Source organism: Sporomusa sp. (genome assembly GCF_035561155.1).
GTDB lineage: Bacteria > Bacillota > Negativicutes > Sporomusales > Sporomusaceae > Sporomusa.
In genome coordinates, this window is the sequence record NZ_DATMYD010000079.1 from 1 (window position 1) to 19892 (window position 19892).

22 protein-coding genes are annotated in these 19892 nt (G+C 46.8%); 21 read left to right on the forward strand and 1 reads right to left on the reverse strand.

What is annotated here, in order from left to right:
* The 14 genes from VN447_RS09965 to VN447_RS10030 form a co-directional block, all read left to right on the forward strand.
* Window positions 1–691: HAD-IC family P-type ATPase (locus VN447_RS09965; RefSeq protein ID WP_325525157.1), on the forward strand; the 691-nt coding region annotated here is incomplete at its 5' end.
* 177 nt (window positions 692–868) lie between these two features.
* On the forward strand, window positions 869–1072 hold the full coding sequence (locus VN447_RS09970; RefSeq protein WP_325524103.1) for a CopZ family metallochaperone: 204 nt from the start codon (window positions 869–871) through the stop codon (window positions 1070–1072).
* Between the two features lie 183 nt (window positions 1073–1255).
* A complete protein-coding gene (locus VN447_RS09975) occupies window positions 1256–1558 on the forward strand; it encodes a DUF2680 domain-containing protein (RefSeq protein ID WP_325525159.1) in 303 nt (100 codons plus the stop codon).
* A 232-nt stretch (window positions 1559–1790) separates the two neighbouring features.
* Window positions 1791–3032: a type II restriction endonuclease gene (locus VN447_RS09980; protein WP_325525161.1), complete on the forward strand. Its 1242-nt coding sequence runs from the start codon at window positions 1791–1793 to the stop codon at window positions 3030–3032.
* A gap of 274 nt (window positions 3033–3306) precedes the next feature.
* Complete coding sequence (locus VN447_RS09985) at window positions 3307–4650, forward strand: TolC family protein (RefSeq protein WP_325525162.1); 1344 nt, start codon at window positions 3307–3309, stop codon at window positions 4648–4650.
* 29 nt (window positions 4651–4679) lie between these two features.
* Window positions 4680–5948 (forward strand): efflux RND transporter periplasmic adaptor subunit, encoded by a 1269-nt coding sequence (locus VN447_RS09990; protein ID WP_325525164.1) that lies wholly within the window; start codon window positions 4680–4682, stop codon window positions 5946–5948.
* Window positions 5949–5959: 11 nt separating this feature from the next.
* Window positions 5960–9145 carry a CusA/CzcA family heavy metal efflux RND transporter gene (locus VN447_RS09995; protein ID WP_325525166.1) on the forward strand — a complete coding sequence of 1062 codons (3186 nt, stop codon included), beginning with the start codon at window positions 5960–5962 and terminating at the stop codon, window positions 9143–9145.
* Between the two features lie 109 nt (window positions 9146–9254).
* The gene (locus VN447_RS10000) at window positions 9255–9713 is read left to right on the forward strand and encodes a hypothetical protein (RefSeq protein WP_325525167.1); all 459 of its coding nucleotides are present in this window, start codon (window positions 9255–9257) and stop codon (window positions 9711–9713) included.
* Between the two features lie 22 nt (window positions 9714–9735).
* Window positions 9736–10293: a C40 family peptidase gene (locus VN447_RS10005; protein ID WP_325525168.1), complete on the forward strand. Its 558-nt coding sequence runs from the start codon at window positions 9736–9738 to the stop codon at window positions 10291–10293.
* 56 nt (window positions 10294–10349) lie between these two features.
* Complete coding sequence (locus tag VN447_RS10010) at window positions 10350–10787, forward strand: GerD family protein (protein ID WP_325525170.1); 438 nt, start codon at window positions 10350–10352, stop codon at window positions 10785–10787.
* A 278-nt stretch (window positions 10788–11065) separates the two neighbouring features.
* Window positions 11066–11206, forward strand: a complete 141-nt coding sequence (locus tag VN447_RS10015) for a hypothetical protein (RefSeq protein ID WP_325525171.1) — start codon at window positions 11066–11068, stop codon at window positions 11204–11206.
* Window positions 11207–11230: 24 nt separating this feature from the next.
* Window positions 11231–12007: a prolipoprotein diacylglyceryl transferase gene (gene lgt, locus VN447_RS10020; RefSeq protein ID WP_325525172.1), complete on the forward strand. Its 777-nt coding sequence runs from the start codon at window positions 11231–11233 to the stop codon at window positions 12005–12007.
* A 50-nt stretch (window positions 12008–12057) separates the two neighbouring features.
* A complete protein-coding gene (locus VN447_RS10025; protein WP_325525174.1) occupies window positions 12058–12699 on the forward strand; it encodes a methyltransferase family protein in 642 nt (213 codons plus the stop codon).
* 234 nt (window positions 12700–12933) lie between these two features.
* Window positions 12934–13488 carry a LemA family protein gene (locus VN447_RS10030; protein WP_325525176.1) on the forward strand — a complete coding sequence of 185 codons (555 nt, stop codon included), beginning with the start codon at window positions 12934–12936 and terminating at the stop codon, window positions 13486–13488.
* A 68-nt stretch (window positions 13489–13556) separates the two neighbouring features.
* Here VN447_RS10030 and VN447_RS10035 read toward each other — a convergent pair whose 3' ends face one another.
* Window positions 13557–14228, reverse strand: a complete 672-nt coding sequence (locus VN447_RS10035) for a GGDEF domain-containing protein (protein WP_325525178.1) — start codon at window positions 14226–14228, stop codon at window positions 13557–13559.
* A gap of 137 nt (window positions 14229–14365) precedes the next feature.
* On the opposite strand from VN447_RS10035, the gene VN447_RS10040 reads away from it, so the two are divergent.
* The 7 genes from VN447_RS10040 (at window position 14366) to VN447_RS10070 (ending at window position 19655) form a co-directional block, all read left to right on the forward strand.
* Window positions 14366–15703, forward strand: coding sequence for an HD domain-containing phosphohydrolase (locus VN447_RS10040; protein WP_325525179.1), 1338 nt, complete (start codon window positions 14366–14368; stop codon window positions 15701–15703).
* A 305-nt stretch (window positions 15704–16008) separates the two neighbouring features.
* Window positions 16009–16707, forward strand: coding sequence for a response regulator transcription factor (locus VN447_RS10045; protein WP_325525181.1), 699 nt, complete (start codon window positions 16009–16011; stop codon window positions 16705–16707).
* Window positions 16700–17803: a sensor histidine kinase gene (locus tag VN447_RS10050; protein ID WP_325525182.1), complete on the forward strand. Its 1104-nt coding sequence runs from the start codon at window positions 16700–16702 to the stop codon at window positions 17801–17803. The genes VN447_RS10045 and VN447_RS10050 overlap by 8 nt, the downstream gene beginning before the upstream one ends.
* A 200-nt stretch (window positions 17804–18003) precedes the next feature.
* The gene (locus VN447_RS10055) at window positions 18004–18291 is read left to right on the forward strand and encodes an SHOCT domain-containing protein (protein WP_325525184.1); all 288 of its coding nucleotides are present in this window, start codon (window positions 18004–18006) and stop codon (window positions 18289–18291) included.
* Window positions 18292–18484: 193 nt separating this feature from the next.
* Window positions 18485–18742, forward strand: coding sequence for a hypothetical protein (locus VN447_RS10060; protein WP_325525185.1), 258 nt, complete (start codon window positions 18485–18487; stop codon window positions 18740–18742).
* 192 nt (window positions 18743–18934) lie between these two features.
* The gene (locus VN447_RS10065) at window positions 18935–19114 is read left to right on the forward strand and encodes a hypothetical protein (protein WP_325525186.1); all 180 of its coding nucleotides are present in this window, start codon (window positions 18935–18937) and stop codon (window positions 19112–19114) included.
* 340 nt (window positions 19115–19454) lie between these two features.
* The gene (locus VN447_RS10070) at window positions 19455–19655 is read left to right on the forward strand and encodes a hypothetical protein (RefSeq protein WP_325525188.1); all 201 of its coding nucleotides are present in this window, start codon (window positions 19455–19457) and stop codon (window positions 19653–19655) included.
* Window positions 19656–19892 lie beyond the last annotated feature (237 nt).

Consider the following 19892-nt stretch of genomic DNA (forward strand, 5'->3'; position numbering starts at 1 on the left):
AATTTTGGTGGGTACACGCAAACTAATGAAGGAAAACAATATTGAGTATGAATCAGCTGTTCCTCGAATCGAACAGTTGGAACTTCAGGGTAAGACGGTCATGTTATTTGCCTTAGAAAATAAGCTCAGAGGGTTGTTCGCTGTAGCTGATACCGTGAAAGAGAATTCGGCTCAAGCTGTAGCCGAGCTGCAAAAGATGGGCATAGAAGTATGGATGATAACAGGAGATAATATTCGTACCGCTCAGGCCATGGCTCAAACGGTTGGCATAGACAATGTTATGGCCGAGGTACTGCCAGAGAATAAAGCTGAAAAGGTAGCAGCACTCAAAAAAGAGGGTAAGGTTGTAGCTATGGTCGGTGACGGCATTAACGATGCTCCGGCGCTGGCAACTGCCGACGTAGGCTTTGCTATTGGCACAGGTACCGATGTTGCTATTGAGGCGGCAGATATTACGCTAATGCGGGGTGACCTGACTGGTATTGTGGCTGCCATTCGCTTAAGTAAGGCAACTATGCGGAACATTAAGCAGAATCTATTCTGGGCGCTTGTCTATAATTCGCTTGGCATTCCAGTCGCGGCAGCAGGATTTCTATCACCCGTGCTGGCAGGCGCGGCAATGGCCTTTAGTTCGGTTTCGGTGGTAACCAATGCACTTAGACTGAAACGGTTCAACCCGTACAGGGCTTGATGCAGGGAAGTTACTTATCCGATGACTAACCCGCTCTAAGACTCCCATCTTCTGCAAGTTGGAGTTAAGAGCGGCTAAGTCCCTGGAAAAGGTCGACTAAACTTCAGATGGGGTAAAAACCCCACCTGAAGCTAAGTCTCACTTTATGCTGAGTCATATATGAGGGGAGGTGATGTTGTGAGTCAAGAGGAAACGATATTGAAAATTGAGGGTATGTCCTGCGGACATTGTAAAATGAGTGTTGAAAAGGCACTCCAAGCTATTCCTGGAGTGGTAAGTGCCAGTGTTGACCTGGCAAAAAAAGAAGCGCTTGTAACCGGCACTGCTAACCGGGTTGCGCTTGTGAAAGCCGTAGAAGAGGCTGGCTTTGACGTGGTTTAATTAAAGATCCGGCTAGAAAATACGCAAAAGCCTGCATCGCAGGCTTTTGCGTATTTTATTTACTCCTATGACTGTATAGGAATTTTATAGAGTTAATTCACACAAGTTCTTCATGAAGTATTCATAAGTTCTTCATAAAGACTTGTTATAATAAAGACAAATCCAAACAAGGAGGAACACAAAATGAGAAAAGGTTTAATTATAGGTCTGGCAGCATCGCTGGTTATCGCGCTGGGCGCCACCTTCGCTTTTGCTGAATCGCCTTCACAGGGTATGATGAATATGGAAAATATGAACGAGATGCATAAAAAAATGGTGGAGCAGCATGTAAAAGACGGTGTCCTGACGCCAGAACAAGCCAAAGCCATGGATGAGCATATGGCCAACATGGGTTCTATGATGAACGGCATGACAGGCCAAGGCATGATGAGTGACACTGCGAGCTGTCACTCCAATCAGCAAAGCACGGACATTCCAAAACAATAGTAGCTAATTGAACATCCGGGAACAGATAGTAGAGTACGCAACGAGAAAAAGCTGTCTAGCTCTCCCTACGGAGGCTGTGCAGCTTTTTTATATCCCGCAATTTATTTCTTAGCGCACTCTGGTGATATCTGGTCATTTGTGCGAATTTTAATTTTTGCGTTGTCAAACGTGCAGGAGTATTCTTGTCCTATCCGAATTATATTAGGAACCGGATGCGCGGAGGGGAGGAATTATGAGTATTGAAAAAGCAATTCACGAATATAAGTCAGACCCGGAATCTGTCTATCAAACATGGTTTTTAGATAACCAGGAGCGTTTAAAGGCATTTCGCACAATAAAAAATGGCGTAAAAGTAGTAGTAAAAGAGATTGAAGACAACACATTCGGCAATGATTTTAAAGGCTCATCCCTCGAGACAGTAATAACGGCAATAGCGGAACAAAAGCAGGTATTCGAAGGCGCAGCCCATGCGTTCTACTGGAAACCCAAGCTCCGTATCCCGGATATATATGAAAACGCAGCAAATAAACAGGCTTTTGGACGATTTTTAAAGGCGTGTTCTGCAGCATCTAACGAGAGGCAAATAGTAGAAGAAATAGTTAAATTGGATCGGCAGCAGATAAAGGGCCTGGGTCCGGCAGTAGCCAACATCCTATATTTTCTTCATCCATCCTTGTTCCCACCGTTTAATACGGCGATTGTGAATGGTTTCAATTTATTATTCAATAAAAAACTAAAACTAGGGTCCTGGACTGCCTATTTGGAAATGAGAGAATCCATAATTAGTGCGAACCAAAATTATCACAACATGACTTCGAAAGATCTTGGCATGATAACCGGTATGCTCTTTGAAATAGGGGCTGGAAGGATTGTAACTGAACAAAATTATTCCCAAGTGATTAGCTTGGAAGAGAAGAAACTAATAGCGTCTAGGAGTAAACGACATAGAGAAGTTTTAGAGGATGTCTTAGCCGACAATGAGCACAGTGAAATGCAGTACCATCTTGCTAAACTGGGGAAATCACTCGGATGTATCGTTTGGGTCGCTCATAATGACCATAAAAGGGAATGGAACAGCACCAAATTGGGAGAACTCTCAATATCTAATCTGCCATTGAATGATATAGCCGATTCTATAGGCGATACAGTAGCACTAATTGATATCATTTGGCTGGATCAAGCTGGAAAAATCATCGCTGCTTTTGAGGTTGAGAAAATTACCTCTATTTACTCAGGGATGCTCCGGCTTTACGATTTATCGCTTTCTATCGGCGTTTGTAACATGTATTTGGTTGCTCCCGATAAAAGGGAAAAAGAGATACAGGCTCAGCTACTGCGGCCATCATTTCGCGGGCAAAGGAACTTGATCTCATATCTGTTATTTTCTGATGTCCGCCGTGATTGTGACGCTATGTGTAAATTTGGCAATTCTATTGAAGTTTTGAATAAAATCGCCAGATTCGTTAAATATTAGCTTTTTCAAATATGTAGAGTTCATTTACTGATGACTTTGGCCGCAGTACTACCAGATTTCTATAGCAATACCAGTACAATTTTTGCGGAAATTCATCACATTTTCATAGTTTATTCATTAGTTCTTCAAAACTTTAAGGTATAGTATAGTAAAGAGTTTGGTCAAGTACCATGTTGGAGGAAAATTAGCGGTTAGCCGGTGTAGCTAAGACATACACCTCTACATAAGCTCTTAGATCCAGAGCTAGTAACTTAAAATCCAAGGAGGTTGAACAATGAGTAGTATCCCAAAAGCTGGCATTTTAAGAGCATGTATCGTATTCGGTATTATGCTCGTAGCTAATTTACAGCCAGTGCTTGCAGAGGAGCAGCCTATGACTCTGCAGGAAATCGTAAGCACCGCTATCAAAAACAACCCATCGGTTGTAGAAACCGAAAAAAAATGGGAGGAGAAGTCCAGTCGCATTCCCGCAGTCACAGCACAGCCTAATCCTAAAATCGGCATTATGAAGGACGACATCCCGACCTCAACTTTGAATCCAGGTAAAGGTATGATGACCGAATTTAGTCTCAGCCAGGAAATTATGAATCCGGCTAAACTTAAGGCAATGGGTAAGATGGCAGAGAGTGAAGCTAACATGACCAAAGCCGGCTGGAGTGAGAAACAGGTTGAGGTCTATGCACAGGCAAAACAAGCCTATTACGATTATCTGTACTCCAAACAAGCTCTGGTAATTGGTAAGGAGAGCCAGCAGCTCATGGGTCAGCTAGCAAAATTAGCACAAGTTAATTACTCCACCGGCATGGTGCCACTGCAGGATACGCTGAAAGCCCAGACTGAGTTTTCGCGTATGACAATTGATCTTTTAAATATGGCATCGATGGAGGCTGTGGCGAAAGCCAGGATTAACAACCTAATGGGGCGTAGCACGAATACCAGCTTCGAAGTCAAGGAAGAGTTTACAGCTCCTCCGCCCAACTTTGATTTGGCCGGCCTTATTCAAACCTCTACTGAAAGCAAGCCATCAGTAGCTGGGATGCAGTATCAGGTTGAAATGGCTAAAAACGGAATCGAATTAGCAAAAAAGCAACAACTGCCTGATTTTGAAGTCCGTTTAGGGTACAAAAAGAATAGGGAGCCGATGGTGGAAGCACAAGTAGATCCTATGGACCCCATGAAAACCACCTTGATGCTTGGGGAGCGGAAACCTACGTGGAAAATTGAAGTCATGGCGATGCTACCCATCTGGCAAGGTAAAAATAAAGCCGAAATAAAAGCAGCGCAGGCCAGCTTCGAAGCTTCTCAAGCTGCCCTTCAAAATATGAAAAACATGACTGAACTAGATGTCCAAATGACGCTTACCGAAGCCCAGGCGACCTGGCGTCAGATTGAACTATATAAGAATACCATCATTCCCCAGGCCGAGCAGACCTATCAGGCTGCTGTTGTAGGGTATACCAACGGCAAAGTAGACCTTATGACTGTCCTGGAAGGAGTTAATACCCTCCGCAATGCCAAATTGGGCCTATATAAAGCTAAAGTGGATTATGAAAAAGCGGCAGCCAATCTGGAAAAAGCAGTAGGGAAGCCCTTATTCACCAGTGGAGCGCAGCCATAATGAGTAAGCCGGAAAAAGGAGAGGACAGCATGATCGAAAAATTACAGGCCAAGAAGAAACTTGTCATTGGTGTGGCCGCCGGTGTTCTGGTAATTGGCGGTGCCGGCTACTACTATACCGCGCAACACAATAAGCCGTCGGCTGTAGGCCAGACCGGACATCAAATGAATGGCCCGGTTATGGCCATGGGCGATACAGTCACACTGGACGCCAAGGCCAGACAATTGGCTGGGGTGCAAACGGCGCAAGCAATCGTTAAGTCGCTGGCCAAGGAAATCAAGACCACCGGCAAAATTGCCATGAATGAAAGCGGCCGGACGTATATTACGTCCCGGGTCGAAGGACGGGTGGATGAACTGTACATAACTGCTGAGGGGCAATATATTGCTTCTGGACAGGCTATTGCGTCTGTATATAGCCCAACCTATATTGCGGCCCAGGAAGAATATTTGTTAACACTGGAAAATGTACAGAAACTGAAAAACGCCGGCAAAGATGTAGTCCTGCTCAACAACCGCCTGCTAGAAGCAGCCCGGCGCAAACTGCAACTCTTAAATGTGCCTGACAGTGAGATCACTCATCTGGAGCATACCAGGCAGCCCAAGGATCATATGACCATCTATGCCCAGTTCGGCGGAACCGTGCTGGAGAAACAATTGCTGCCAGGAGCCTTCATTATGCCTGGCGACAAACTATATAGCCTATCGGAATTATCTACCGTTTGGTTGTATGCCGATATTTATGAAAAAGACATCGCCGGCATTACTCCCGGTCAACCGGTCGTGGTAACCAGTGGTGCCTATCCGGGGCAAACCTTTACTGGGAATGTGACCTTTATTAACCCGGTACTCGATGATGCTACCCGGACGGTCAAAGTGCGGGTCGAAATGGCTAACCCTGGCGGAAAGCTAAAGCCCAATATGTTCGTTAACGCCAATGTGCAAATCCCACTGGGGGATAGCCTAGTTATACCGGAATCCAGTCTCCTTGATACCGGCAGTCGTAAAATCGTCTTTGTGGCCCAAAGCGAAGATACCTTTGTTAAACGGGAGGTGGTTATCGGGCAACAAGCCGATGGCTATGTCCAAATCCTGTCCGGACTGCAGCCTGGTGAAACGGTAGTCACTGCCGCTACCTTCCTCATTGATTCTCAGACCAAGTTAGGCAGCTTTGGCAGCCATGGTGGTCATGGTGGCGGGGGAGCCGCTAAGGGAGCCGCTACGCCGGCACCTGCTCCAGGCAGCACCAATAGTGGCACAGCAGCTCCGGCTGCCGGTGGCGAACATAGCGGTCATTAAGGGGGAGCGGCATGTTAAATAGATTAATCGAGTTTTCTTTGAAAAATCGCGTGATTATCCTAGTGCTTTCTGCGCTGGTCATTGTCTGGGGAATCTTTGTCGTGCGCGACACCCCTATCGACGCCTTTCCTGACCTGAGTGAAAACCAGGTACTTGTTTCAGCCGAATGGATGGGCCGCGGTCCGCAGGAAATTCAGGATCAGGTGACCTATCCACTGGAAACGGCCTTGCGGGGACTACCGAAGGTCAAACAAGTACGTTCGTCTTCGTCTTTTGGGATGTCACTCATTACCGTAATCTTCGAAGACGGTGTTGAACCTTACTTTGCCCGACAAGTGGTAAATGAAAAAGTGCAGCAAGCCATACCACGCCTGCCACGCGGTGTGCAACCAGCTTTAGGACCGGTCAGTACACCGATGGGCCAGGTCTTTATGTATACTGTGGAAAGTGATCGCCACAACCTGGCTGAATTACGCACAGTTGAGGACTTTACCATCAAGCAGCAACTGAGCGCCGTGCCCGGGGTAGCCGAAGTTGCCAGCATTGGCGGCTATGTGATGCAGTACCAGATCAATCTTGATCCACTACTCTTGCAAAGCTACCGAATCACTTTCAACCAGGTATTTGGGGCGCTTGGCGCCAACAATGCCAACATAGGGGCGAAAGTTGTCGAGCAAAACGGTCAGGAATTTATTATCCGTGGGCTAGGATTAATCCAGTCCATTGACGATATTAAAAATATTGTAATCACCCAAAATAACAATGTACCGATTTATATCAAAGATGTGGCCAGCGTGACCGCCGGCCCCGATTTTCGCCGGGGCGTGCTGACTAAATCCGGTTATGAGGCGGCCGGTGGCATTGTTATTCAGCGTATGGGCGAAAACACACTCAACGTGATCGACCAAGTGAAAGCCAAGATAACCGAGATTCAGCCGACTTTGCCAGAGGGCATGCGGATTGTACCCTTTTACGACCAAACCGATTTGGTAAAAAAGGCGGTCAATACGCTGACCCGGGCGTTGATTGAAGAATTCATTTTAGTATCGATCATTGTCGTTGCCTTTTTAGGCAATGTACGGTCCAGCCTGATTGTTACCAGCGCCATCCCCATTGGTATCTTGATCGCGCTGATTGCCATGAAACAGATTCACCTGTCGGCCAACTTGATGTCACTTGGCGGGATTGCCATCGGCATCGGCGTCATGACCGACGCGGCCATTGTCATGGTGGAAAACATCTTTCGACATTTAGCCGAAGATCGCGGCCGGCGCAACATTGTCGATGTGACGCTGGAAGCGGCCAAAGAAGTGGCCGAGCCAATCTTCTTTTCCATCACCATTATCATTGTCACCTTCCTGCCGGTATTTACCATGACCGGTACCGAAGGTAAGATGTATACCCCGATGGCCTGGGCTAAATCCTTTGCCATGAGCGGATCACTGCTGCTGGCATTCACCTTGGTACCGGTGCTGTGCACGCTGATGCTGAAAGGTAAAATTCAGGAAAAAGATACCTGGATTGTCGCTAAAATGCATCAATGGTATGTACCTCTCCTAAAAACGGTAATGAAGTATCATAAAACCACCATTGTCATCGCAGTGGTCGTGATGATCGCCGGATTTTCGCTGTTGCCGCTGATCGGCACCACCTTTATGCCGGCTTTGGATGAAGGGACATTCCTAGTTATGCCGACCATGTTGCCCAGTGTGTCACTCACGGAAGCGTTGGAATCAGCCAAAACCATGGATAAAGTCATCATGGGCATTCCGGAAATCGACATGTCGGTGGGCAAAGTGGGCCGTGCTGCCTCGGCCATGGATCCGGCACCGATCAACATGATTGAAACTATTGTCACCTTAAAACCGAAAGACCAGTGGCGCCCCGGCATGACCAAAGAGGCCATTGAGCAGGAGATGATGGTCAAACTCGCCAACATCCCTGGACTTAACCTAGCCTTTACCCAGCCGATTGCCGGCCGGTTATCCATGCTGACCACCGGGGTTCGTACCGAATTAGGGATCAAACTCTATGGGGAAGACCTCAAGGTGCTGCAGCAAAAAGCCTTTGACATTGAAAAAGCGCTGGCAACAGTGCCGGGCGTCGGCGATTTGCTGGCCGAACGGGTCTTTGGTGCTCCTTATCTCGAAATTCAGGTCAACAGGGACAAAGCAGCCCGATATGGCCTTAACATCGCCGATGTCGAAGATGCCGTTGAATTAGCGGTAGGCGGTAAAATCGCTACGACCACTATCGAAGGCCGCAAACGCTTTGACGTCCTAGTGCGTTACAACCGGGAAAACCGAGAAACCATTGATGCTATGCAAAATATCCTCATTCCGGTAACCGGTGGCGGCGCTACGGCGCAAAGTGCCGGCGGTATGGGGGCTGGCATGGGGGGCGGTGCAACTGCTGCGGCGGCCAAACCGGCCACCGGTGCCTATGTGCCGCTGGGCGAAGTGGCTCAGTTCCAGGTCGTAGACGGACCATCGATGATCAGCAGTGAAAACGGGGTTTATCGAATGATCGTGCAGATGAATACCCGGGGTCGAGACGTAGTTAGTTTTGTTGATGAATCGAACAAGGTCATCAAGGAAAAGATTGACTTGCCTCCCGGCTATTCCCTGAAGTGGACCGGCCAGTATGAAAACCAGCAACGGGCGAAAGACCGGCTGGCAGTAGTGGTGCCGGCAGTCATCGTGCTGACCTTCTTCTTGCTGTATATGACCTTCAAGTCGGCCAGCGACGCCTTCCTTATCCTGATGAACATCCCATTCTCTTTAGTTGGCGGTATTGTGGCCATGTATGCTACCGGCACCTATTTGACGGTAGCGGCGGCTGTCGGCTTCATCGCCCTCTTTGGGATTGCGGTGCAAAACGGGGTTATCATGGTGACCTATATTAAACACCTTCGAGACCACCGGTCATTGGAAGAAGCCATTATTGAAGGAGCCTTTACCCGGTTGCGGCCGGTCATGATTACTGCTTTGGTCGCCAGTTTGGGCTTGTTCCCGCTCATCTTTGCCACCGGCACCGGTGCCGAGGTCCAGCGGCCAATGGCCACGGTAGTCGTGGGTGGTCTGGTTACTTCCACGATTTTGACCCTGATTGTGCTGCCGTGCATCTATCTGGTCTGGAACCAGTGGCGCGAGCGCAAGAATCCACCGGTATCCGGTAACTCGCACACTGCCGAGTAAGTGCGGTTAACTAAACTAACGAAGCTGTGGTGGGGGATTCGTGCCCCCACCCATAGCAAATAACATAACCTTTGAAATAAGATATAGAACATATTGGAGGATGTAAATTATGAAAAAAAGTAAAGTATTGTTCGGCGTTTTAACCATTGCCGTAGTGATGTCTCTGGTGGCGGGGTGCGGCTCTAACGACAAACCGGCTGCTACGCAGCAACCAGCTGCCCAACAGTCATCAGGCCATGACATGAGCAGCATGAACATGCCCAAGGAAGATACGATGCCCATGATGAAAGACCTTGATAAAGCTTTGCAAGACGTGGTTAAGCAAGTGAAGGCCGGACAAACGATGGATGCGCAAAAGAGCGCTGCGCAACTGGTAAGTACCACTGATAAGGTTATGCCTCATATGATGGATGCCGGTTTAAAAGATAAACTGCGTAAAGCAGCAGTTGAGATTAAAGACAGTGTAAACTCTGGGAAAGCAGATCCAGGTGCCTTAGAGGGTAAAGCAAAAGCCATGCAGGACCTTATGAAGCAAACTATGACTCACCTGCAGGGCATGAGTCATTAATTGGCTCGGAAAGGAGGAGCGAATGACCAGATGGGCACTGATCGCCGTACTGGCCGGCGCGCTGCTAAGCGGAACGGCAACGGCTCAGGCCGCTCCGGCTTCCGGGTATAACCAGTTTGTCCAGTCACTTGACTCCGTTCTGGCCGGGGCCGTTATGCCGGTCGCCGATGAGCTGCAAATGGCCGTTCGTAGTCCAGCTTTACCCAACGGGCAGACTGCGCAAATTTTAGCATCAGCCCGGAATATGCTTGGTCAGCCGGTGGTATGGGGCGGGGCTTCCCCTTCCCAGGGTTTTGACTGCTCCGGGTTGGTGCAGTATGTTTACCGCCAGGCCGGCATCAATCTACCCCGTACCGCCGACCTACAGTTTCTGGTCGGGCGGACGGTATCGCCGTTAGCATTGCAGCCGGGTGATTTGGTTTATTTTACCACCTATGAGCCAGGCGCGTCTCATGTGGGCATCTATATTGGTGGCGATAAATTTATCCATACTTCCTTTTCCCAGGGAATAGTGGCTGTTGGTGATATGAATGACGCCTATTTCGTTAAACGATATTATGGGGCAAAGCGAGTGTTATAATTTAACAAAGAAATCATGGAGTTTCAAAAAATATTATACTTATGGAGGGTTTTGTAATGAATAAGAAATTCGCAATTTGGGTTGTTGGTGGTCTTGTAACCGCTTCTGTGTTTGGTTTAGGTGTCAGCCCTACAATAGCCAGCGCGGCTGAGAAAGCACCACAGGCATGTGAAGCGCAGACAAATCAGATGGGTGCTATGATGGGGAACATGAATCCTAAGGCTATGGCTGAAATGATGAAAACACCGGAAATGCAAAAACAGTGCATTGAAATGATGAAAAATCCCGAAATGCAAAAGGCGATGAAAGACGTCATGAAAACTCCCGAGATGCAAGGGATTATGAAACAAATGCTCCAGCAGGATATGAGTTTTCATCAGATGATGTCTGATTTGGTGAATTCTGTGGACATGAGCAGCAATCACAGCGGCCCTCAGCAGGTTGAGAAATCTCCGAGTAATCCTTCAAACGCGCATAGTAGCCATCACGGATAAAGTCGAGCCACGACAATAAAGAGAGAGACTTAGCTGCTCGCCTGTGCCCTTTGGGTATAACTCCCACTTTTAGAAGATGGGGGTCTTATACCCTAAAGGGCACAGGGAGCGGGTTAGTCATCGGATAAACGACATTGCGCAAGCAGCCCTCCAACTGGTGGAGGGCTGCTTATTCTTTATAAAAAAACACAATTTCTTCACAGCGCATTCACAGGTTCTTCAAAACTAAATGGTATGATTATAACAACAAGTGTAGTGCTTGGCGAGGAGGAATTACAATGGAACAAAATAAATCCGAACTGCCTGAGGCGGGAAATACAGAAACATATACACGATGGCAGAAGGTGGTTCTTCAATTGTTAAAGTGGGGGGCATGGGCAACGACCGCAATGGCGATGGTCTATGCCATGCATTCTTAAAGATGGGGAAAGGGGAGAAACTACTTGCATCCCATTTTATTTAGTATCAACGGTTTCGAAGTTCGTGCCTGGGGGCTAATGTTGGCTGTAGGGGTGCTGGCTGGTTTATGGCTGGCGACACGGCTGGGAAAGAACAGTGAATTTACTGAAGATGTGCTGCAAGAATATGTACTTTATGGGCTATTTGCCGGTATTTTGGGGGCCAGGCTATGGGAGGTTGCATTTTCCTGGGAACAATATGCTGCCAATCCTCTGCATGCCCTGATGTTCTGGGAAGGAGGCCTGTCCATTCAAGGGGCCGTCATGGCTAATGTCTTGCTGGCATTGTGGTATTTTCCCCGCAAGGGATTGGCGTTTAGGCGGTTTGTCGATATTGGCGCTCCGGCGCTGATTCTGGGTCAGGCCATTGGGCGTATTGGGTGCTTATTTAACGGCGATGCTTATGGCAAACCTACCGATGCCTGGTATGGTGTAGTATATCAACCGGGGACTCCCGCGTACGCCGCCTGGGGTAATGTGCCGTTAGTGCCGGCCGAACTGTTTGAGGCTGGGCTGGATATGTTCATTCTCGGCGTATTACTGTATTTATTTCCTCGCAAGAAATTTGACGGTCAGGTGGCGCTAGCCTATTTTGTACTGTATTCACTGGCTAGGTTCGGTTTAGAATTTTTGCGCACAGATAGTCTCCTTATCGGCGGACTCAAGGCTGCGCAGCTAACCGCTTTACTCACAGCACTGGCGGCCAGTCTGCTGTGGGGATGGTGGGCAACTCGGACTAAGATGGTTGGGACCCGGAAGTAAGCTATATTGAACAAGATAGCTGTATCAGAAACGAAGGGATGTATGTACCAGTGGCACATTACGGATTGTGGCCGGTAGTCATTATCAACTCATTGATTATTATCATATTTGCGTTTAGCTTTTCGCGTCCGCGTTCTTTGAAAGATTGGCGTACCTTTGGTACTTTCTCGGCTTTCGTGGTTGCGCTGTTTACCGAGATGTATGGTTTTCCGTTGACAATTTATTTGTTCTCAGGTTGGCTGGGAAGCCATTATCCGGAGTTGGATATCTTTTCCCACGATTACGGGCATCTTTGGTATACGCTGCTTGGGTTTACCGGTGACCCGCATAGTAACCCTATCCACGGAGTTAGCAATCTCCTGATATCTGGTGGGATGATTTTTCTTGGGTTTACCTGGATGTTCTTATATCGAGCCCAGCGTAAGGGCGTTGTTGCGAACAGCGGGCCATATTCCTATGTACGCCACCCCCAGTATATTGCCTTTATCGCTGTCATGACCGGATTTTTAATCCAGTGGCCAACGCTGCTCACAATACTAATGTATCCGGTGCTCATCCGCATGTATGTGTGGTTGGCGCGTCAGGAAGAAAAGGAAGCCCTGGAACAATTCGGTGAGGAATATGCCAGTTATGCAGCAGTTACCCCCGGGTTCATTCCGTTTAGCCGTCCAGGGATGCGCAATGCCTCATAACGTGTACTATATTTCTGCCTAGCTCTAACCGCTAGGCTTTTTTACTTGATGTCTTATAGGAATCTGCTTGGGCTTATTTCCTGAAAAATATCACAATTTATTCATGGCTTCTTCAAAAGTTCTTCATAATTATGGTGTATACTGAAAGCATAAATAAGTTCAAGCAACCCAGCCTTCGGTCAGCTACGCATGATACAGAGGCTGTTAGCAAGAATACTTCAGGGAGGAATCAGTATGAATAAAACGGTGTGGATTGTTTTGGCGGTTGTAGCGGTAATCGTAGTTAGTGTTTTTTCGGGATATAACAACTTAGTTGGTATGAGCGAGAATGTGAATGGCAAGTGGAGTCAAATCGAAAACCAGCTTCAACGCCGGTCCGACTTGATTCCCAACCTGGTTAATACAGTAAAAGGCTACGCCGGTCATGAGCAGCAAGCCATTCAAGCGGTAGCCGATGCACGGGCTAAACTGGGCGGTGCTCAAGGTCCGGTTGCCAAGGCGCAGGCCAATAGCGAACTGAGTTCGGCCTTAAGCCGGCTGCTGGTAATATCGGAAAACTACCCTGACTTAAAAGCAGACAAAAACTTTCGGGCACTTATGGATGAACTGGCAGGCACAGAAAACCGCCTAGCTGTTGCCCGTAAGGATTATAATGAGAGTGTTCAAGCCTATAACACTTCCATTCGCTCACTGCCAACCAGCCTCATTGCCGGCCCGATGGGGTTTGGTCCCAAAGAGTATTTTAAAGCCGATGAGGGTGCAAAACAGGTGCCGCAGGTGAAGTTTTAGTAAGCTCACTCTCGGAATAAGATAGGCCCGGCAATCGCCGGGCCTATAACCTTTCTGCTATGGCATTGTTACTTTGAGAATACAATGCAATCTTTATGAACTTTTGCACTGTACAGGGCCTGATCGGCAAGCGCAAGCAGCTTATCACTGCTAGTGGCCGCTGTGCTGGAGACTATCCCAATACTGATGGTCGAATTATACACTGCAAGCTGAGAGTTTACCGTTTTTCGGATGGTATCAGCCCTGGCATAGACGGTTTCTTCTGTTGTATTTCGCAGGAGGAGGGCAAACTCGTCTCCACCCAGCCGAGCCGCAAAACCGCTGGGGTGTGTATTGTCTTGCAATACTGCGGCAAGGGTTTTGAGCGCTTCATCGCCTGCCTGATGACCATAGGTATCGTTAATACACTTGAAATTATCCATATCCAGCATAAAGAGGAAGGTGGTCGCATTGGCGTCAGGACAACGTAATTCTTGCTTAAGCATTTCGAAAAAATACTTGCGGTTCCAAAGCTGGGTTAAGCTGTCGGTATAGACTAAATGATAGAGCCTTCGGATAAGTAACCCGTAGGCCACCCCGACAATAGTCTGAATAATGAAAAAGACTGACCAGTAAAAATAGTGCCACTCATTGCTGATGGCGTGCTTTTCTAACAGATAACAGCTTAATCCGAATAATAGGCCGAGAATACCTAAGATGACGGGAAGACTTTTTAACATAATAGTGCGGTGTGGATACATAATCACAGTCCTTTGCCTAAATATCCCAGGATGGTGACTTTATTATACTGTACCGTCTCGAAACTGACTATATATTTTTTAAAAGCTCTAGCTTTACGTTTTGTCTTGTTACTGTCTATTGAAGGGGTGTTTATCCTATGCTAACACTAAAGCTTTCTTTACAGACTAAGCTGTTTGCAGCGTTTTTTCTACTATCGGCCATCATTACTATGGCTATTTCCTATACTCTATTTCTACATATGCGCACTAATCATCTGGATATATTAAAACGTGATCTTATTGTAATGGCTAATATGGCGGCCATGCATGTTGGCGGTGATGCCCAGCAGGAACTCACCGGACAGGTGCCGGAGGAGACGGCAGACAAGCGGCTGTGGCAACTCTTGCAGTCGATTGGAAAAAATAGTCCTGATATTGCGAGGGTATCTCTGCTGCGCCGCTCAACAGACAATGAATTGGTAGTACGTAGTGAATGGGATGCCCGGAATGAGTCCGGGCGGCAAGCTGGTACTATATACAACGACCAGACCATTGCTTTTTGGGATGCCAACCGCCTATTGGTAACGGATAATAATGAAAACGGTACTGTCACTGTATACACTCCGGTAAAGGCCGATGCGCGAACGGTGGCTTGGTTGGCGCTAGAGGTGGATGCGGCCGCTGTTGCCAACGATACCCGCCATTTTGCTGAGCGGGTGTTGATAGTCGCATTAGGAGCGGTAGCTCTGGTTGGGGTGTGCAGTTGGTTTCTTGCTAGGAATTTTGCAGCCAGAATTCGAAATCTTGATATAGCCATAGATCAAATTGCGGCCGGAAAACATGATATTGATCTGAGTGTAGAGGGGAGCGACGAAGTGTCCTTACTTGCCGCCCGGATTAATAGTCTGGCCACTGCCTTGCATGGCGAACGGGAAAGCTTGATGATGTCTACTATTGAATCACTGGTAACGGCCCTGGAAGCTAAGGACGCTTATACCTATGGACACTCCTCCCAAGTTGCCAGCATAGCTGAGTCTATTGGACGTGAACTTGGGCTTTCTGAGGACGAACTATTAACCTTGCGGATTGCTGCGCTACTCCACGATATTGGTAAGATAGGAATTCCTGACCACATACTCAATAAGCCGGGCAGGCTGGAAGAGTGGGAGTGGGCGATTATTAAGCAGCATCCCGAAACCGGCGCTAAGATTATAGCTGGCATTCCTGCCCTTAAAGAGGTAGCTGAGAGTGTAAGACACCATCACGCCCGTTGGGACGGACATGGATATCCAGAGGCTCTGTCCCGAGACACTATACCGTTAGGTGCGCGTATTATTGCGACAGCCGACACCTATCAGGCGATGGTGTCTGATAGACCGTACCGGACAGGCATGGCAGAAGCGGTTGCGCTAAACGAAATTCGCCGCTGCGCGGGAAAGCAGTTTGACCCTCTGGTGGTAGCAGCTTTTGAGAAAAGTATAGATGGTCTTAGTTAGGCATATCGGGCAGGGCGGCGCAGCCGCCCTTTGTTGTCCTGATAGAAAGTATAACTTTCTCCTGGATAAGGGCAACATCGGCTTCCGCTTTCGCCAAAGGCTCGGCGCAAGCCGTGTTTTCTTTATCTAATTTAATGGTTAGTAAAATTCAATTTACATAAGTTTTTCACAGATTCTTCAAAAGTTCTTCACATTAAAAGTGTATACTGGTGTTAACCAAGGTAAACTTGGGCAATTACTAAACCATATTTTACATTACAGTAATATGAGTCACAAGGATAATAGAGCGAACGAGGAGGCATACAATGGTACAGAATTCAGTGTTACTAGTGGATGATGATGCCAAACTGGTAAAATTGTTAAAGATATATTTTGAGAAGGATGGGTTTATCGCCTATACTGCGGCAGATGGCATTGATGCATTAATGGCTGTGCGCGAACACAAGCCGGACATTATGGTGCTTGACCTGATGATGCCTGGTATTGACGGTTGGGAAGTATGCCGGCGGTTGCGCAAAGATAATGATATTCCGATTATTATGCTTACCGCCCGCGATGAAGAAAGTGACCGGCTGGTCGGCCTGGAAATTGGCGCCGATGACTATGTCACTAAACCCTTCAGTTCCAAAGAGGTGGTGGCTCGTGCCAAGGCTATCTTACGGCGTACTAATAGGTCTGTTTTGCGTAAAGAGGCGATAAAAATTGGCGGATTGACGATTAATATGGATTCGTATCAGGTAAGCCGGGACGGTGAAGCAGTAGAACTAACACCCACCGAATTTAAGATAGTAGAACTGCTTGCTACAAACCCGGGAAAGGTATATAGCCGCCTCCAAATCGCCGAACAAGTCCATGGGTACACTTTCGAAGGGTACGAACGGACTATCGATGCCCATATTAAGAACTTACGGCGCAAGTTGGAGGCCAACCCGAAAGAACCGGTATATATTCAGACCGTCTATGGGATGGGCTATAAATTAGCCGGGGTAGCGAAGGATGAATAGTATTGTCTACCGGATTACCGGCCTCATGTTTTTGTTTGTGGCCTTTACGGTGGTACTACTTATCTATCTTGCCGATTATCAAATGACCCAGCTGTTTCGGGAATATTTGGTGCTTATGGGGCGCAGCGGCATGATGCATCAAATGGGGCAGGCCGAATTGACATTTTTAGCCTCTGTCCATAGTTCGCTAAACTGGGTCGGGGCCGTACTCATTGTGCTAGGGCTAATGGCAAGCTATTCCTTAGCACGCAGTATCACCGTACCACTGCGCAGACTTAGCATTGCTGCCGAGGCTATTGAGCAGGGGTATTTTGAGCAACGGGTACCCGTTTCCTCGAAAGATGAGGTGGGACATTTAGCCAAAATCTTTAACCGGATGGCCACAACCCTCGAAAGCAACATGAAGTTAAGGCAGCAGCTATTGGCTAATATTGCTCACGAATTACGCACTCCCATTGCTATTATCAAAGGACATCTGGAAGGCATGTTAGATGATGTGATTGATTTAAATAAAGAAGAAGTGGCGTCACTGCATGAGGAAACCGTGCGGCTCAATCGCCTCATCACCGACCTCAAAGACTTGTCATTGGCTGAAGTTGGGCAGCTTTCCCTGGATAAGCAGCCAACCAGCATTAACCATCTGATACGCCGGACCATTCAACTCATGAAAACAACGATAGACGAAAAGAAAATGGCTGTCGAGTGCAAATTAAATGAAAAATTGCCAGAGATTAACGCCGACCCTGACCGAATTAGTCAAGTCTTCAGCAATATATTTGTCAACGCGCTCCGGTATACCCCGGATAGAGGCAAAGTGTTGGTAACAACAGCGCTAGAGAAAAATCAAGGACAGCAATGGGTAAAGATTGCTGTCAGTGATAACGGGCCAGGCATTGCGCCTGACGTTATTCCCCATATTTTTGACAATTTTTACCGGGGAGAGAAATCCCGGGACCGGAAAAGCGGCGGCACTGGTCTGGGACTAGCGATTGTGAAGCAATTGGTGGAATTCCACGGTGGTAAAGTTATAGTCGATAGTGAACAGGGAACGGGAACTACGTTTTTTGTATATCTACCTTATAGTACTGAGCGGTAATGACTTAGCGCAGAACAATAATATGGAAAAGCCTTGTCATTTTGCGAGGCTAAAGTGTAACATTTTCTAAGAATTCACATGATATTCATAAATATTTGCTATACTATATATAAGGCTTCCATTACTTTAGTGTGAGTGGAGGTGTAAGACGGCGGCGTACAATTGTATTCTACCCGACTAACGATAAGGAGGTGTAATGTATGGGTTATGGCATGATGGGTTATGCAGGGCAGGGCTACGGTTACGGCACTTCACTGTTTGGCGGATTCTTCCATAGCGTGTTTAGCCTGCTTTATTGGGGACTGCTCTTGGCTGGGCTATACTTTCTAGTGCGGTGGCTAATAGAAGCCGTTTCAGGTAAATCTGCCTGTCTGGTTCCGGCAGCGCCTGTTGCAACTCTCTCAGCGCTCGAAATACTGAAACAGCGTTATGCTCGTGGCGAAATCAGTTGTGAAGAGTTTGAACGTATTAAACAAGATTTGGCTTAACTGCAGAAGTATAGCCGTAAAAAACAGCGTCCTTGCAGGCGCTGTTTTTTTATAGCTATAATAAAGTGAGACTTAGCTTCAGGTGGGGTTTTAACCCCATCTGAAGTTTAGTCGAACTTATCCAGCGACTTAGTCATCGGATAAATAAAGTAAACATGGAAATAATATAATAATTATAAAGGGAGGTTTTACCATGCTTAATATGTTTAATTCGTTTACTAAGGCGGCTTACTTCTTGTTGGGGGCTTTACTTGTAGCTGCTATACTTGACGCCATTACTCCCAGCTATGGTATGTACGGAGCCGGATATGGTGTTGTGCCACCAGGCCATATATCTGTCATGGATACTAACGGCTCAGGTTGGAGTTGCTCTGGGCATATGGGAATGTATGGCCAGTATATGGAGGGATATTCTATGCCAATGTACAATCCATATATCAGGCCATACTGATAGACAATAAGGTTTTAACGCATTACAGCGATTGCGGTTCTGGCTAACAGGACCGCATTATTTTTCATGCTCCACAAAATATTCATAGCGAATTCATAACTTATTCACATTTTTATGGTAATATTTATATAAGTAAATGGTGGGTGCTTACGATAAGCCCTAATATCATTTTCAAAAAGGGAGATGGATTGTATGAATAAGAGGGTATCTAAGTTGGTAGTGGCTTTAATGCTGGGAGCATTTATAGCGACATCAGGGATGGTTTCACCGAGTGTGCTCGCTGAGCAAACCAATACCCAGCAAAATGAGCAGCAAGCGCCACCGCCTGCCGATAGCAATAATCAGTCAAACGAGCATAGCGGTCACCACTAACATCCTAGTTATCAGTAAAATGAGAACACATTGAACAAGACGAAACCTTTTGCCACAAAATAAAGGGTTTCGTTTTTGTATATTCTTTCTAAGAGAATCTTCATTAGATATTCATTTTTGTTTGATATACTAAATACATCCTCAGTAACTGATAATTGATTTGCTTTTCTAAACCAGAGCAGCTTGCCGGGAATTTCTCTCGGCTATTTTTTGCGCAAAAATGGTAATGATTTTGTTATATGCAAAGTTATCTTCATTAGATATTCATATTGTTTTGTTACAATATATGTAGGCAGATGGAAATTTCCAGCCAAGCTTGAAAAAACGGGAGGAATAGAAAATGAATATGTCAGGTGTTTCAGCAAGTGGTTCAGCAAGTGCAGCAGGTGGCATGGCAGGTATGTCCGGGTGCAGCGGGTCTCAGCATAGCCAGATGGCTGCTGGCAAAAGTACAGCAGCAGCTGAAAAAAATACGGCGAGTACTGCCAAGCCGCTCAGTGTAGATCCGAGACTAGGTAAAGCTGTAGATATTTCTGTATAAAGGTTAAGGCGAAATTACATAAATTTTTCATCTCGTATTCATCAGAAATGGTATGAACCAAGGTATGGGCGTCATGAATCATGGTGTAGATGCTTACAACCAAATAGGGAATATTGATGCTATGTATAACCATGGTAACATGGCAAACATGTCTAGTATGATGTCGTAGAAGTGCTTGATTAACTAGTATAGTAGGAAAAAAGTCAGCCGCGGCTGATTTTTTTTACTAAGACCCTA